This is a genomic window from Bradyrhizobium tunisiense, from assembly GCF_042263385.1.
In the GTDB taxonomy this organism is placed as follows: domain Bacteria; phylum Pseudomonadota; class Alphaproteobacteria; order Rhizobiales; family Xanthobacteraceae; genus Bradyrhizobium; species Bradyrhizobium tunisiense.
Window position 1 is genome coordinate 270,089 of sequence record NZ_JBHLEV010000010.1, and the last position, 13,601, is coordinate 283,689.

At 65.8% G+C, this 13,601-nt stretch carries 14 protein-coding genes and 1 pseudogene; 9 read left to right on the forward strand and 6 right to left on the reverse strand.

Features of this window, described 5'->3' with window-relative positions; translation table 11 throughout:
- Nucleotides 1–55: 55 nt before the first annotated feature.
- Nucleotides 56–484, forward strand: a complete 429-nt coding sequence (locus tag ACFDR6_RS32055; protein ID WP_317243512.1) for a VOC family protein — start codon at nucleotides 56–58, stop codon at nucleotides 482–484.
- 127 nt (nucleotides 485–611) lie between these two features.
- On the opposite strand, the gene ACFDR6_RS32060 is transcribed toward ACFDR6_RS32055, so the two are convergent.
- Entirely contained in the window at nucleotides 612–1,139 is a 528-nt protein-coding gene (locus ACFDR6_RS32060; RefSeq protein ID WP_375860782.1) for a GDSL-type esterase/lipase family protein, read from the reverse strand.
- Between the two features lie 314 nt (nucleotides 1,140–1,453).
- On the opposite strand from ACFDR6_RS32060, the gene ACFDR6_RS32065 reads away from it, so the two are divergent.
- The gene (locus ACFDR6_RS32065) at nucleotides 1,454–3,394 is read left to right on the forward strand and encodes a DEAD/DEAH box helicase (RefSeq protein ID WP_375860783.1); all 1,941 of its coding nucleotides are present in this window, start codon (nucleotides 1,454–1,456) and stop codon (nucleotides 3,392–3,394) included.
- Between the two features lie 26 nt (nucleotides 3,395–3,420).
- Here ACFDR6_RS32065 and ACFDR6_RS32070 read toward each other — a convergent pair whose 3' ends face one another.
- Entirely contained in the window at nucleotides 3,421–3,927 is a 507-nt protein-coding gene (locus ACFDR6_RS32070; RefSeq protein ID WP_317243515.1) for a GNAT family N-acetyltransferase, read from the reverse strand.
- Nucleotides 3,928–4,073: 146 nt separating this feature from the next.
- Between ACFDR6_RS32070 and ACFDR6_RS32075 the strand changes: the two genes are divergently transcribed.
- The gene (locus ACFDR6_RS32075) at nucleotides 4,074–4,460 is read left to right on the forward strand and encodes a COG4315 family predicted lipoprotein (RefSeq protein WP_212081382.1); all 387 of its coding nucleotides are present in this window, start codon (nucleotides 4,074–4,076) and stop codon (nucleotides 4,458–4,460) included.
- A 13-nt stretch (nucleotides 4,461–4,473) separates the two neighbouring features.
- Here ACFDR6_RS32075 and ACFDR6_RS32080 read toward each other — a convergent pair whose 3' ends face one another.
- Nucleotides 4,474–5,607 carry a DJ-1/PfpI family protein gene (locus ACFDR6_RS32080; RefSeq protein ID WP_375860784.1) on the reverse strand — a complete coding sequence of 378 codons (1,134 nt, stop codon included), beginning with the start codon at nucleotides 5,605–5,607 and terminating at the stop codon, nucleotides 4,474–4,476.
- A 161-nt stretch (nucleotides 5,608–5,768) separates the two neighbouring features.
- Entirely contained in the window at nucleotides 5,769–6,323 is a 555-nt protein-coding gene (locus tag ACFDR6_RS32085) for a PAS domain-containing protein (RefSeq protein WP_212081380.1), read from the reverse strand.
- 452 nt (nucleotides 6,324–6,775) lie between these two features.
- Here ACFDR6_RS32085 and ACFDR6_RS32090 point away from each other — a divergent pair, with 452 nt between their 5' ends.
- Both ACFDR6_RS32090 and ACFDR6_RS32095 read left to right on the forward strand, forming a co-directional pair.
- A complete protein-coding gene (locus ACFDR6_RS32090) occupies nucleotides 6,776–7,609 on the forward strand; it encodes a rhomboid family intramembrane serine protease (RefSeq protein ID WP_375860785.1) in 834 nt (277 codons plus the stop codon).
- A 191-nt stretch (nucleotides 7,610–7,800) separates the two neighbouring features.
- A complete protein-coding gene (locus ACFDR6_RS32095) occupies nucleotides 7,801–8,229 on the forward strand; it encodes a CBS domain-containing protein (protein WP_212081378.1) in 429 nt (142 codons plus the stop codon).
- Here the strand turns inward: ACFDR6_RS32095 and ACFDR6_RS32100 are convergent, their stop codons facing one another.
- The gene (locus ACFDR6_RS32100; protein ID WP_212081377.1) at nucleotides 8,230–9,276 is read right to left on the reverse strand and encodes a patatin-like phospholipase family protein; all 1,047 of its coding nucleotides are present in this window, start codon (nucleotides 9,274–9,276) and stop codon (nucleotides 8,230–8,232) included.
- Between the two features lie 245 nt (nucleotides 9,277–9,521).
- Here ACFDR6_RS32100 and ACFDR6_RS32105 point away from each other — a divergent pair, with 245 nt between their 5' ends.
- The gene (locus tag ACFDR6_RS32105) at nucleotides 9,522–10,595 is read left to right on the forward strand and encodes an RgsD C-terminal domain-containing protein (RefSeq protein ID WP_317243522.1); all 1,074 of its coding nucleotides are present in this window, start codon (nucleotides 9,522–9,524) and stop codon (nucleotides 10,593–10,595) included.
- Nucleotides 10,596–11,071: 476 nt separating this feature from the next.
- Nucleotides 11,072–11,266: a hypothetical protein gene (locus tag ACFDR6_RS32110; RefSeq protein WP_025037121.1), complete on the forward strand. Its 195-nt coding sequence runs from the start codon at nucleotides 11,072–11,074 to the stop codon at nucleotides 11,264–11,266.
- A gap of 35 nt (nucleotides 11,267–11,301) precedes the next feature.
- Here ACFDR6_RS32110 and ACFDR6_RS32115 read toward each other — a convergent pair whose 3' ends face one another.
- Nucleotides 11,302–12,294 (reverse strand): zinc-dependent alcohol dehydrogenase family protein, encoded by a 993-nt coding sequence (locus ACFDR6_RS32115; RefSeq protein WP_375860786.1) that lies wholly within the window; start codon nucleotides 12,292–12,294, stop codon nucleotides 11,302–11,304.
- A 105-nt stretch (nucleotides 12,295–12,399) separates the two neighbouring features.
- Here ACFDR6_RS32115 and ACFDR6_RS32120 point away from each other — a divergent pair, with 105 nt between their 5' ends.
- Both ACFDR6_RS32120 and ACFDR6_RS32125 read left to right on the forward strand, forming a co-directional pair.
- Entirely contained in the window at nucleotides 12,400–13,266 is an 867-nt protein-coding gene (locus tag ACFDR6_RS32120; protein ID WP_375860787.1) for a LysR family transcriptional regulator, read from the forward strand.
- Nucleotides 13,267–13,352: 86 nt separating this feature from the next.
- Nucleotides 13,353–13,601 (forward strand): annotated as a pseudogene (locus ACFDR6_RS32125) (hypothetical protein); the annotation flags it as partial.

The following is a 13,601-nucleotide window of genomic DNA, read 5'->3' on the forward strand; positions in this document are numbered from 1 at the left end:
CGATCCCCCACTCGCTCATGCGGGCTACGAGCCGGAGTTTGGAATAAAGGCCACGATGACAAAAGAACACACACCCGAAACAACCCGACGCCCTCGTTCGCCCTTCCACGCCATTCGCGCGATCGACTACACCGTCATCTTCGTGCGCGACATGGCCGCGATGCGCCGCTTCTACGAGGACGTCCTCGCCTTGTCCCTGCTGCGCGAGCTCTCCCCGAACTGGATCGAGTACGGCCTCGGCCCCAACACGCTGGCGTTGGCACGGCCGAGCCGTACTGCTGCTGATGCGCCGATGCCGGCGGGGAGTGCCTCCCTGCAGCTGGCGTTCAAAGTTTCGGCCGCCGACGTCGACCAATGCGCCGACGAGCTGACGCGGCAAGGCGTGGCGCTGCTGTCGCCGCCGACGAACCAGTCCTTCGGCCACCGCACGCTGTTCTTCCGCGACCCCGACGGCAATCTGCTGGAGATCTACGCGGAGATATGAGCGGGAGCAGGCCGAAGCCTGCGCGCCGTCCGCGCCGCGAAAGATCACGACGCATCGTCTATCCGCTCCGGCGCGCCGTCTCGAAGCGCGAGCACCGCTCGCTGCCGGAGCATCTGACGCTTGCGTGCTACCGTCCCAATGCACCGGCGACAGGGCCCTCCAATTGTTGTGCGAGCATCCGATAACCTTCAGGCGTGAGGTGAATCCCGTCAGGCTGGTGCGGTTTGCCCCGGAACATGCCGTTGGGCAGCATGATCACCTTGACCCCCATGTGCGCCAGCCGGGCCTTGATCTCGCCGGTATGGTCGGCCCCGCCTTTCCTCGCATCGTTGCCGCCAGGCTGGAGAATGACGACCTTGGTCCCCTTCGGGACTGCACCTTCAAGCCGAGCCATCATCCCGCCCGTCGTGTCACCGTTGACGCCGGCATTGACGACGCGAACGTCGAGGCCGCGCCCGCGCAGCAAAGCCTCGAGCTGGGCCGGATAGGCCTGCTCGGACGAGACGCCCTTACCTGCGGTATTGCTGGCGCCCAGGGCAACGACGGTCGCCGCCTGCGCCGCTCCGAGCTGAAGAGCCGCCGCTGCCACAAATGAAAGCAGCCATTTGGATATTGCATTCATCCTGCATTCCTCACTTAAGAAATCAGTGCTCAAAATCTTCGGTGTCGTGGAACCGGCAGATCATAATGAGATTCGGACGCACGGCGCATGACTCCTTGGGTCATGATTTCGGGGCCTTGACGGTCTTTCCCGACCTGGAAGCTGCGAGGCGGCCACAGGGGCTTCTGCACCATTCAGTCACAGTTCTCGCTGAGCCATGCATCATAGGCATGGTGATTTCCGAGCGCTTGGCGTAAAGAGCGCCCAGATCAAATCCAGCGTGCGGCCGGGCCGATTGCCTCCCCACGCGAGCTCAGGCCCGCCGGTTCACCGTTTGCGCGCCTGAATTAACCAAGGTTTTCCATCCCGTGTCTTTTCCGGCCCTGACCCCGCCGCTCGCCCAAGCTTTGGCCGAGCGGAACTATGATTCACCGACCCCCGTTCAGCTCGCCGTGCTTGCGGACGAGGCGGCCGATCGCGACCTCCTGGTTTCGGCGCAGACCGGCTCCGGCAAGACCCTCGCTTATGGCCTTGCCATGGCCAAGGATCTGCTCGGCGAGACCGAGCAGTTCGCGCAGGCTGCCGCCCCGCTCGCCCTCATCGTGGCACCGACCCGCGAGCTCGCGATGCAGGTCCACCGCGAACTCGCCTGGCTCTACGGGCATGCGGGCGGGCGCGTGGTCTCGTGCGTCGGCGGCATGGATCCGCGCCGCGAGCAGCGCGAGCTGGCAGCCGGCGCCCACATCGTGGTCGGCACGCCCGGCCGGCTCTGCGACCATTTGCGGCGCGGCCGCCTCGATATCTCGGAATTGAAAGCGGTCGTCCTCGACGAGGCCGACGAGATGCTCAATCTCGGCTTTCGCGAGGACATGGAATTCATCCTCGAGACCACGCCGGAGACGCGCCGCACCCTGATGTTCTCGGCGACATTCCCGCGCGGCATCGTCGCGCTCGCCAAGCAATATCAGCGGCAGGCCTTCCGGATCGAGGTCGCCGGCGACGAGGGCGGTCACGCCGACATCGAATACCGCGCGATCCGCATCGCGCCCGCCGATGCCGAGCATGCCGTCGTCAACGTGCTGCGCTTCTACGAGGCGCCGAGCGCGCTGGTGTTCTGCAGCACGCGCGATCACGTCAGGCATTTGCAGGCGGCACTGCTGGAGCGCGGCTTTTCCGTCGTCGCTCTCTCGGGCGAATTGACGCAGAACGAGCGTACCATGGCGCTGCAGTCTCTGCGTGACGGACGCGCGCGCGTGTGCGTGGCGACCGACGTCGCCGCCCGCGGCATCGACCTGCCGAGCCTCGATCTCGTCATTCATGCCGACCTGCCCAACGACGCCGAGGTGATGCAGCATCGCTCGGGCCGCACCGGGCGCGCGGGGCGAAAGGGAACGAGCGTCCTGCTGGTGCCGCCCGCCCGCCGGCGGCGTGCGGAGCTGCTGCTCAATCTCGCAGGGGTTGACGCGGTCTGGGGCACGGCGCCGCAGGCGGACGAAATCCGCAAGCTCGATCACGATCGCATGAAGGACGTGTTGTTCACCGAGGAGACGACGGCCGACGATCTGGCGCTGGCCCAGGCGCTGCTGGCCGAGCGATCGGCCGAGGATATCGCCGCGGCACTGGCGCGGCTTTACCGTGCGCGGCTGCCGTCGCCCGAGGACATCATCGATCCCGGCGAGCGCAGCGGCAAGCCGCGCGAGGATCGCGGCCGCGACAGACTTCAAGGCGAAGGCGGCGACGATCGTAGCGCGCGGCCTCGATCGAAATCCGGCAAGGCGCCGTCGAAGCACGGCATGTCGGAGACCAGCGTCTGGTTCCGGGCCGCGATCGGACGACGCAAGAATGCGGAGGCGCGCTGGCTGCTGCCGATGATCTGCCGCCGCGGCGGCATCGACAAGCGCGACATCGGCGCCATCAGGATCATGGATACGACGACCGAGTTCGAGATTTCCGAGCGGGTGGCGGAGTCGTTCGCTGCAAAGGTCAAGCGTCCGGACAAGGAAGACAGCATCCGGATCGAGCTGATGGCGGAGGCGCCGCAGCGTCAGGAACGTTCGGAAGAGCGGTCCCATGCGCCGCGGCGCGAGGCGGGCGAGCATCGCGAACGGCGCGATGAACGTCCGCGCGAGGCGAGTGGGTTCAAGCCGCGCGGCAAGTCCCACGGCGAACGCGCGCCGAAATTCGAGGAGGCGCCTTCCTTCGCAAAGAAAAAGAAGCATCGGCCGGGCCACGCAGAGCCGTCATCGGTCACGCCATGGCCCGTGAAGGGCGCGCCGGGAAAGAAGGCGAAGAAGAAGCATCGCGGTTGAATGCCCCGCACGCCGCGTGGGCGAGGTTACGGCCCGGCGAGGTCGCGCAGCATGTACGTCGCGCTTTCGCCATAGGATGCGAGCTTTGCCCGCAGCTCCGCCTCCGCCGTGACGGGTCGAAAGCCGAGGCGCTCCCACAGCGGCCGCGTCGCGTAGACCGAGACCAATGCGAGCGTTGCGATGCCTGAGGCACGCGCCAGCTCCTCGATCTCGGCGATATAGACGCGCAGAACGCCGCCGCGAGAATCCGGCAAGACGGCGACGTCGTGGACATAGAGGCAATCCGCATCGTCGGGCAATCGTGCGAGCAACCCGTCGAGCGGCGGAATCCGGTGCTGCTTCCAGGGATGCGCAAGCCCGTAGCCGGCAATCTCGTCGCCGGCGATCAGCACGCGGCATCCACCGGGATAGAGCCGCATCTTCTCGGCGAATACCTCGGGCCTTTCGGGAAGGTCGGGATGTACCCGCGCCGCGATGGCGCTGATCGCGGGCAGGTCGGATGCGTGTGCGGGACGCCAATGCGGCTTGCTCATGTCTCTTTGTCGGTCCGTCTCGGTCCATCCAGTTTATTCCCCTGGACCGGCGCGCGCAGCGAAAAATATCCTCGCCGTCATCTTGGGAATACCGGGCCGTGCGCGGCGTCCTATCCATGCAAGCCAATTGCATGACAGGAGATATCATGACGTCCTCGATCCGCCTCGCGCTCGCCCTGGCCATGTCCCTCGCGATCGTTCCCGCCGCCTTCGCTGCGCCGCCGACCAAGACGGGCAAGACCGACAAGGGCAACGTGCTCACCGACGCCAAGGGCATGACGCTCTACACCTTCGACAAGGATGCCGACGGCAAGTCGGCCTGCAACGGTCCATGTGCGACGAACTGGCCGGTACTGAAGGCCGAGGCGAGCGATGCGGCCGGCGACGGCTACACCATCATCACGCGCGACGATGGCTCGAAGCAATGGGCCTACAAGGGCAAGCCGCTCTACACCTTCGCCAAGGACCAGAAGCCCGGCGACGTCACCGGTGACGGCTTCTTGAACGGCGCCTGGCATCTGGCGATGCCGTAACGCCGTTCCCGCTTCATCTCGGATACTCGAGCTGCATCGCGACGAAGTCGGCCGTGCGCGATCCGTAGCGCGCATCGATGGCATGCAGCGTCTGGTCCAGCGCACGCGCCGGCGGCAGATCGACCGCTGCCGGCAGCGTCTGCTTCGCCGGCCAATCGCTTGCGACCTTGTCCGGCACGATACGAAGACCGCCGCGGCTCGCCCGCGCCTCTGCCGTGGCCGCGAAGGTGAGGGCACGCGAGCGATAAGTGCGCGACCACGCATCGGTGACCAACGCAAGCGACACCTCGTCGATGCCTGATGTCAGCGCGATTCCGAGTTGCTCGCGATTCCAGAATGCGAGCGTGCCCGCGATCGCCGTCAGCGCGAAGGGGCGTGTGAACTGGAACGCCTCGCTGCGGTGGCGCGCATCCCACTGCGAAAGACCGATCTCTTGGGCGACCGCCTCCGCCTTGGCGCGGCCGGCGATGGCCTCGACCAGGGTCAGCGCCATCGGCATGGACGCGGTGATGCCGGTCGTCGTCGCAACGCCGCGGTCGATCACCAGCCTGCGGTCCGGGACATAGCGGATCGCGGAATGCTTCTGCAGATCGCGCAACGAGTACCAGTGTGTGGTGGCCCGCCGGCCGTCGAGCAGCCCGGTGTTGGCGACGACCTTGGCGCCGACGCAGACACCGATGACGGTCGCGCCCTTGCCGGCCTGGCTTCTGATCCACTGCAAGGCCGTGGCATCGTCTTCGGGGCTCATCGCGGGCACGATGACGTAATCGGCGCCGTCCGGATGCGCGGCGTCGAACTCGGCGATGGTCGCGTGCGGCTGCACTTTGAGCGCGGGATAGAGCGCGACGGGACCAGGCTGCGTCGCCAATGTCTGGACGTCGGCGACATCGGCGCGTGCGAGGATGCCGTATGGCATCAGATAGTCCGTCGTCTCGGTCATGTCGTTGATGCCGACGATGGCGATCAGGGGACGTTTGCGTTTGGGCGGCTTCAGCGCGGCAAGCGTCGCCTCGGTCTCGTCCTTGGATATCGCGGGCGCGCTTCCCCTAGCCGGCGAGCCCGGCAGCAGGAACAGCCAGGTTCCGCCGATCGCGGCCAGCAATGCCAGGCAACCGACGCCGCTCAACGCCAGAATGCGCCACGTCATGATGATGTCACCCGATCCTCGTTGCTTCGCGCGAGGCGGAAGCTAACGCCTGGCAACGACATCAGGAATGACGCAGATCCGGCAAAAACGGCCATCCGCATCCGCGTTGATGTCGCGCTACGGGTTCCCGCTTCGCGCGATACCCGCGCGTTGGGCGGCGATTATCTCAGGCCCTCATACACCATCAGTCCGCGTGCGATCTGCAATTTGCGGATCGCGCGCGGCAAGAGCTTCTCGGGCTGGTGCAGATAGCGCCAGGACGTGAGGGTGAAGGCTGACAGCGCGCCGCACGCGTCGTCGAACGGCGCGAGCACGCCCGTCACGCTCACGGGTGTGTGCGGGCGGGCGTTGAAGGGCAGCAGCAACAGCTCGAGATGGGCCTTGCTGCCGTCCTCGTGCGCGGCCGTGACGCCGGCGATCGCGCCTAACGTCTCGTCGGCGACGACGGTCGTGATCTCCTCGATCTCGCTGCGGCTCGCATCGTCGAACAGCGCGGCAAAGCTCTGGTCCTTGAGGTCGGATCCTGCCAGCGCGCAGACCCGCGTGCCGGCGACGCGGAACGGGAAGCCGAGGTTCGGCTCGCAGGACAGCACGAAGATGTCGCCGAGCAGGCCGCGGACCGCGGCCGGATCGATGTCGGCCCTGTCGGGGGCCCGTGCAGCGCCGCGCTTCTTGTCCCAATACGCGAAGAACGCGCGGCTCGACGGATGTTTCATGATTGAACGCTTACCCCGGGGTGTAACCTCGACGGGACAGACCTGTCCCGCTTCAGTGCACCCACGATCCCTTGTGTTGTTGTGCAGGAGGGGATTTGCAGCGTCCATGCCGGAGCGGCGTTTTCGCACTCCTTAAGGCCGGCTTTGCGTTGTTAACGTTAAATTAACTATGCGCTTTGCACCTCGCGCCCCGCTGCTATGGTGGCCGCAGTCGCAAGCCCCGCCGCTTTTCTCCAGGTTGTCGGCGGGGTCTGTACACAGGGCGTCAAACAGTTTGGCCGCGGGCCGGGGAGGGGTGGGGATACACTTCATTCCCCGGGTGCCGGAAAGGCCGACACGGACAGGCAGGGCTTCCCAGGGCCCTGCCTTTTCCTTTTGTGCACTTGCGCAAGGCTGGCAAAGGCGACTATCTGCAAGCGTGTTGCCCCGGTCGCGCTGAAAGCGAAGCTGCCTTGGATTCCTCTCAAGATTCTCCGCCGCAAGGCCCTCGGCAAAATCCTCAAGCGGAGGGGCCGGCGGTCATCGAAGAGGCTCCGCGCGAGCCGGTCCTGACGCTGCCCACGGCGCTGACCGCCTATATCGTCCTGCTGGCGGTGATCCATCTGCGGGTGCTGCTGCCGCCCGAGATCGAGAACTGGACCATCGACGTCTTCGGCTTCATCCCGAAGCGCTATGATTCCTCGCTGCTCAATCTGGAGATTCCCGGCGGGACGGGTGCGAAGATCTGGACCTTCGTCACCTATTCGCTGCTGCACGCCAATCTGACCCATCTCGGCTTCAACGTGCTGTGGCTGTTGCCGTTCGGCAGCGCGCTGGCGCGGCGTTTTGGGGCGGTCAGGTTCTTCCTGTTTCTGGCGGTGACGGCGGCGGCCGGTGCGCTCGCCCATCTCGTTACCCATGAGCACGCGGTGGCGCCGATGATCGGCGCCTCGGCCTCGGTGTCGGGCGCAATGGCAGCGGCGATCCGCTTTGCCTTCGTCCGTGGCAGCTTCCTGTCGTTCAACCGTTTGGACGCCGATACCGCGGCGAGGGTTCCGGCATTGCCGCTGTGGCGCGCGCTGCGCGACGGGCGGGTGGTCGGCTTCCTGGCGGTGTGGTTCGGCGTCAACATCATCTTCGGCGTCGGTGCGATCGGCATCGATTCCGAAACCACGAGCGTCGCCTGGCAGGCGCATATCGGCGGCTTCTTTGCCGGCCTGTTGCTGTTCACCCTGTTCGATCCGGTGCCGCGCATGCGAAGCGATGCTGCGGATGCGTCGTCACAGGACGTTTCAGACCGTATTTGAAGCGGCGCTTGCGGCGCGGCCCGAATTCATTCATCATTCGCGTGAAGAATGTTCCGAAGCGACAGGCCGATAGCGGCAACGCTTCGACAAGCGCACGAGCGTGAAACCGGCGCTGAAACTGTTAGTTGAAGACTCGAAGAACAAGTCCGGACCGCCCTGTGGCGGGACGGGTCCGATTCAGGGAGGCAACAATGACGGTACGTTCCATTCTGAACACCAAGGGTCACCAGATCATGAGCGTCGGGCCCGACGCAAAGCTGGCTGCCGCGGTCAAGCTGCTCGCTGACAAGAAGATCGGCGCGGTGCTGGTGATGGACCAGAGCCGGCTCGAAGGCATCCTGTCGGAGCGCGACATCGTCCGCGTGCTCGGCGAGCGCGGCGCCGGCGTGCTGGAGGAGCCGGTCGCTCAGGTCATGACCCGCAAGGTGGTGACCTGCAAGGAGACCGACACGGTCGCCGAGATCATGGAGATGATGACATCGGGCAAGTTCCGCCATCTGCCCGTGATCGACAACGGCACGGTGGTCGGCCTCATCTCGATCGGCGACATCGTCAAGCGCCGGGTCCAGGAATACGAAACCGAGCAGGAAGCCTTGCGCGACTACATCAAGACGGCCTGATCAGGCCTGCTCGTCCGCTTTGGGCGCGCTGCCTGCCGGCGCCGGCGCGAGCACCTCGATCGCCTCCTGGATCGACTCCAGCGCGCGCTCGGCGGCGCGCGTGCCGTGGGCGATCAGGTCCTCGGAACGGTGGAAGTCGAACCAGCCGAACTGGCCGACCCGCGGCGTGATCAGAAGGTCGGGCGGATCGCCGGCGAGGCGCGCGCGAGTGATGCGGTCCTGCATGATGTTGAAGGCATCGACCATCACCGAGGAGATGCCGGGCCGGCCGTTGCCGCCAAAGAACTCTCGCTTCATCGTCTTCTCCGGCGAGAACAGGCGCGGGAAGCGCCGCTTGGCAGCCGGCTCCGCTGGCTCCGGCACGACCGGACTGGGCACTGCACCGTGCGAATGAATCGTCGTGGAATGCGTGAAGATGTCGCTGGAAAGATTTGCGGCGATGACGATTTCAGCACCTAGCGCGCGGGCGGCCGAGACCGGCACGGGATTGACCAGCGCGCCATCGACCAGCCAGCGGTCGCCGATCAGCATCGGCGCGAAGATGCCGGGCAGCGTGTAGGACGCGCGCATCGCATCGACCAGGCGGCCGCGTGTCAGCCAGATCTCGTGACCGGTGCGGACCTCGGTCGCCACGCTTGCGAACTTGACGGGGAGATCCTCGATCAGCGTCTGCCCGACCGCCTCCTCGAGCCGGGTTGCAAGCTTCTCGCCGCCGAGCAGGCCGGAGCCGTTGAGGCGGATGTCGAGATAGCCGAGGATGTTGCGCATGCCTTGCAGGCTGCGCCCCCACTCTTCGAACGTGTCGAGCCGGCCGGCCGCGTGGAGGCCGCCGACGACGGCTCCGATGGAGGTGCCGACCACGACGTCGGGCACGATCCCGTTGGCAAGCAGCGTCCTGAGAATCCCGATATGGGCAAAGCCGCGCGCCGCGCCGCCCCCAAGGGCAAGGCCGATCACCGGCCGGCGGATGCTGCCCAAGCCGACTTTTTCACCGGCTTTTTCGCCATTGGAGCCGTTCGCGCCCCGACCCTTCAAAATATCCAGCACCGAAAACTCTCCCACCCGGGCCAGCCCTCACACCAGAGTAGGCGCCGTATTCCTGCTCCGCCATAACGAGGGTGAAGCATGGTTTATACCGTTCGGGACACAGGGGGCAGCAGTGTGGCGACGGCTGGCCGTCGTCGGCCCAATCACGCAGGCGTCAACCGGGTTCCAAAGAACCGTGCCGGGACCGTATTTCCTGGGGTTTCAGAGGCTTGAATTTGCCGCGTTTTCGGTGAAAAGCAGGAAGCATGACACGCGGGGGTGACGGCATCATCGGATGGCGGCGCAGCGGCAGGCTGCTGCCGGCGCTGATCCTTGCCGCGTGCGTCCTTACCTCAGGCCAAAACGCTGCGCAGGCGCAGCTTTTCTCCGATCGGCCGCCGCCGGTGCCGCCGGCTTCGGTGCCCGACCCCGGCGGGGCCATCAACCTGGCGCCTCCTTCCGGCCTGGGTGCCGGTCCTCCGAGCCTGCCGCCGACCTTGATGCAGCCGGTGACCCCGAGCATGCCGCCGCCCGCCGTCACGACCGTGCCGTCGGCCGCCCCCCTCAACGCCGCCGCGCCCGGACAGGGCGTGCTGTCCCTGACCGCGAAATACGGCAAGGACTCGGCGCCCATTACCAGTGGCCTGGTCTGGCGCGTGTTTGCCGACCGTCCCGACGAGAACGGCACCTTCAAGCTGATCCGTGAGGACCGTAACGCCACGCCCAACATCGTGCTGCCGCCGGGCAATTACGTCGTGCACGTCGCTTTCGGCCTCGTCAGCGCGGTACGCACCGTCAGCCTGAAAGCCGAGACCGACCGGGAATCCTTCGTGCTGCCGGCCGGCGGCCTGCGCATCGAGGGCCGGGTCGGCACCAGCCGCATTCCGCAGAACCAGATCTCGTTCGCGATCTACAAGGGCAGCCAGTTCGAATCCGGCGAGCGCGCCTCGCTGGTGCCGAACGTCGCCGCCGGCGACGTCGTGCTGATCCCCGAGGGCACCTATTACATCGTCTCCAACTATGGCGATGCCAATTCGGTGGTGCGCTCCGACATCCGCGTGCAGGTCGGCAAGCTCACCGACGTCACCATCACCCACCGCGCCGCCGTGATCACACTCAAGCTGGTCAGCGACAGAGGCGGCGAGGCGCTCGCCAACACCGCCTGGTCGGTGCTGACCCCGGGCGGCGACGTCATCAAGGAATCGATCGGCGCCTTCCCGCGCGTGGTGCTTTCCGAAGGCGAGTACCGCGCCATCGCCAAGAACGAGGGCAAGGTCTACGAGCGCGGCTTCAACGTCGTGAACGGCGTCGACGGCGAGGTCGAAGTCGTCGCGCGCTGATCGCGTGTCCCGGACGCGGTGCAGCATGAAGTGAAGCCCCGCTGAAGAAGCGTTGCAACGCTGCACGAGACCGGCGCGATCACCGAAAGCACGGCGTTCGATGCGAGCGATTTCCGCAACATCGTACCGCGGTTCTCATCCAGCGCACGAAAAGCCAATCAGACGCGTAGGCCGCTGACGCCCGCCATGGAAGTCCAGTGAGCATTTGCTTACCGGACCTCCGCGCCCTCATCCTGATTTGAATACCTGCCAGCGTTAACAGCTCGCGTCGAAGAGCCGGCAAGAACACCGGCAACGCCCGCTTATTCCGGAGGACGTCGCGCGTTCATCACAACGGTGCAAGATGCGCATTTCCGATCATCAATTTCATTCTCTTTCTATTCCGCTGCGCTATATGTCGGGTCTCCAACGGAGGAGTCCGGAGCAGGCTGTGCGTCTGCGAGACCGGCAAGGGGCAGGGGACCAAGCGCGTCGGCATGTTCGAAGTGATCCTCACCAGGCGCAAGCGGTTTGGTTGGCGATGGCAGGTGTGCGACCAGTCCGGCAAGATCTTTGCCGATGGCTTCGAGCGCACGCGGCCGTCCGCCAAATACCAGGGCGAGCGCGCGTTGTTCTTCCTGCTATCGCAAGCGTATTTGCGCAACCGCTCCGCGGCGTCCAGCGAGGATTAGCGGCGGGCACAGCGCCACGCCGGCTACAAGCTCACTCAGATCTCGACGACCAGCTTGCCTTTGGCGGCGTGATCTCGGATCCGCGCATAGGCCTCGCCGACGCTCTCCAGCGTAAAACGCCTGGGGTCGAGTAGCGGCACGAGCCTGCCGGCCTCGACCAGGCGCGTTGCCTCCGCCATGATCTCTCCGTGATGGGCGCGCCCTTCGCCCGACAGCAGCGGGAGCAGCGTGAAGACGCCTGAATAGGTCGCTGCGCGGAACGACAGCGGCGCAAGCGCGTGCGCCCCCCAGCCGAGTGCACTCACCACATGGCCGAAGCGGCGTACCGCTTCAAAGGAGGCGTCGAGCACCTTGCCGCCGACGGTGTCGTAGACGATGTCGAAGCCCTGGCCGCCTGTATGCTGCGTCACATAGGCCTCGACCGAACTGTCGCGATCAATGAATACAGCGCCGAAACCCTCGATGATGGCACGCTGCGACGCAGAGCCGGTTGCGAACACCTCCGCTCCGAAGGCGCGCGCGATCTGGATCGCGACATGACCGACGCCGCCCGCACCGCCATGGATCAACACCTTCTGGCCCGCCTTCAACGCTGCGCGGTCGATCAGGCCTTCCCAGGCCGTGATGACGATCAGGGGAAGGGCGGCAGCCTCCCGCATGCTGAGATTGGCGGGCTTCAATGCCAGGAGGTCGGCATCGACCGCCGCGAATTCAGCGAGCGATCCCGGCACACCGCCGACGCCACCGGTCATCCCGTAGACCTCGTCGCCCGGCTTGAACCGGGTCACCTCGCGCCCAGTGCGTTCGACCACGCCGGCAAGATCGATGCCGGGAATCGCCGGCAGCGGATGGCGCGCATGCGCGGCCGTACCCGCATGGATCTTGGTGTCGAGCGGATTGATGCCGCTGGCTCGCACCCGCACGAGCACCTCGCGCGGCCCGATCTCGGGCCTGGAAATCGTCGAGAGGCGTAACGGGGCGTTGTGAGCCTCCAGGACGCCAGCGCGCATCGTCGATTGTGTCGTCATGACCGTCTTGCTCCCTTGTCGGCCTCCAATATGGTCATGAAATTTTGCATGGGAAGGAACAAGCATGTACGATCATCATACAGTTCTGTATGGCGGGGAATTCTGATGGATTGGAGCGACCTGCGCATCTTCCTGGCGATCGCCCGTGAAGGCACGCTCGGTGCCGCCGCACGGAAGATCGGCCAGACCCAACCGACCATGGGCCGGCGGCTTCGCGCGCTGGAGATGTCGCTGGGGCAGACACTGTTCCAGCGCACCGCGGATGGCTTCGTGCTCACCGACGAGGGCACGGCCGTGCTCCGTCACGCCGAGCGGATTGAGGACGAGGCGCTCGCGCTGGAGCGGCAGGTGTCTGGTGCGAAGACGCAGCTCGACGGCCTGTTGCGCCTGTCCTCGTCGGACTGGTTCGGGACGGTGATGCTGTCGCCGGTGATCGCCGCGTTCGGCAAGCGTCACCCCAAGGTGATTGTGGAGCTTCTGACCGATGCGCGGCTCTACAGCCTGCCGCGGCGGGAAGCCGATCTCGTCTTCCGCATCAAGCCGTTCAGCGAGCCCGAGGTGGTCTCCAGAAAGCTGCTGCATATTCCCTACGCGCTCTATGGCAAGAAGGGCAGCAAGCCGCCGCGCCCCGGCGACGGCAAGGCCAACGCTGTCCGCGTCGTGACGATGAATGCCGAGTACGCCGACATGCCCGACGCGGTCTGGCTGAAGCGCGCGCTGCCCAATGCGGAGGTCGCCTCGCGTAGTAACAACAGACAGGTGCAGGCCGAGCTGTGCGCGAGCGGCGCCGGATTGGCCGTGCTGCCACGTCCGCTCGGGGACCGCGACCGCCGTCTGGTCGCGCTCGACATCGGAACGACGCCACCCGGCCGTGACACCTATGTGGGCTACCATCGCGATATGAGGCGCCTCGCTCGTCTCCGCGCGCTGCTCGATCTCGTGATCGAGCAGCTGGCGGAACCGCGATCATAGTGCCATTAGCCCGGGTGAGCGAAGCGACACCCGGGACCACTCGTGCCTGGAGGCTCGAATGTCGCTTCCCTCATCCGGGACACAAGATGTTGCGTCGCTACGAGACCTTGTATTCCCTGACGGGCAAAACACCCAACATCGGGGTCAACCCGCATTATCAAAAATATTCCACTTTACCGAAATTCGGAAACGGCGTATGTGTCGCGGCAACCCGGCCCAAGGAAGAGGGGCGTATCGCGATCGTCACGAACGCGGGCCGGACGGCGGTGGACGCTGATTGCATCGGCGCGAAGAGCTTCGCAGGGCGGGCAACCGTGAGCGAGAGCGTCGCGCAT

Bases quoted from the DNA above. Each gene is read 5' to 3' on its own strand.
- ACFDR6_RS32055 (WP_317243512.1), top strand. From the start codon at position 56: ATGACAAAAGAACACACACCCGAAACAACCCGACGCCCTCGTTCGCCC.
- ACFDR6_RS32070 (WP_317243515.1), bottom strand. From the start codon at position 3,927: ATGAGCAAGCCGCATTGGCGTCCCGCACACGCATCCGACCTGCCCGCG.
- ACFDR6_RS32075 (WP_212081382.1), top strand. From the start codon at position 4,074: ATGACGTCCTCGATCCGCCTCGCGCTCGCCCTGGCCATGTCCCTCGCG.
- ACFDR6_RS32080 (WP_375860784.1), bottom strand. From the start codon at position 5,607: ATGACGTGGCGCATTCTGGCGTTGAGCGGCGTCGGTTGCCTGGCATTG.
- ACFDR6_RS32085 (WP_212081380.1), bottom strand. From the start codon at position 6,323: ATGAAACATCCGTCGAGCCGCGCGTTCTTCGCGTATTGGGACAAGAAG.
- ACFDR6_RS32095 (WP_212081378.1), top strand. From the start codon at position 7,801: ATGACGGTACGTTCCATTCTGAACACCAAGGGTCACCAGATCATGAGC.
- ACFDR6_RS32105 (WP_317243522.1), top strand. From the start codon at position 9,522: ATGACACGCGGGGGTGACGGCATCATCGGATGGCGGCGCAGCGGCAGG.
- ACFDR6_RS32110 (WP_025037121.1), top strand. From the start codon at position 11,072: ATGTTCGAAGTGATCCTCACCAGGCGCAAGCGGTTTGGTTGGCGATGG.
- ACFDR6_RS32115 (WP_375860786.1), bottom strand. From the start codon at position 12,294: ATGACGACACAATCGACGATGCGCGCTGGCGTCCTGGAGGCTCACAAC.
- ACFDR6_RS32120 (WP_375860787.1), top strand. From the start codon at position 12,400: ATGGATTGGAGCGACCTGCGCATCTTCCTGGCGATCGCCCGTGAAGGC.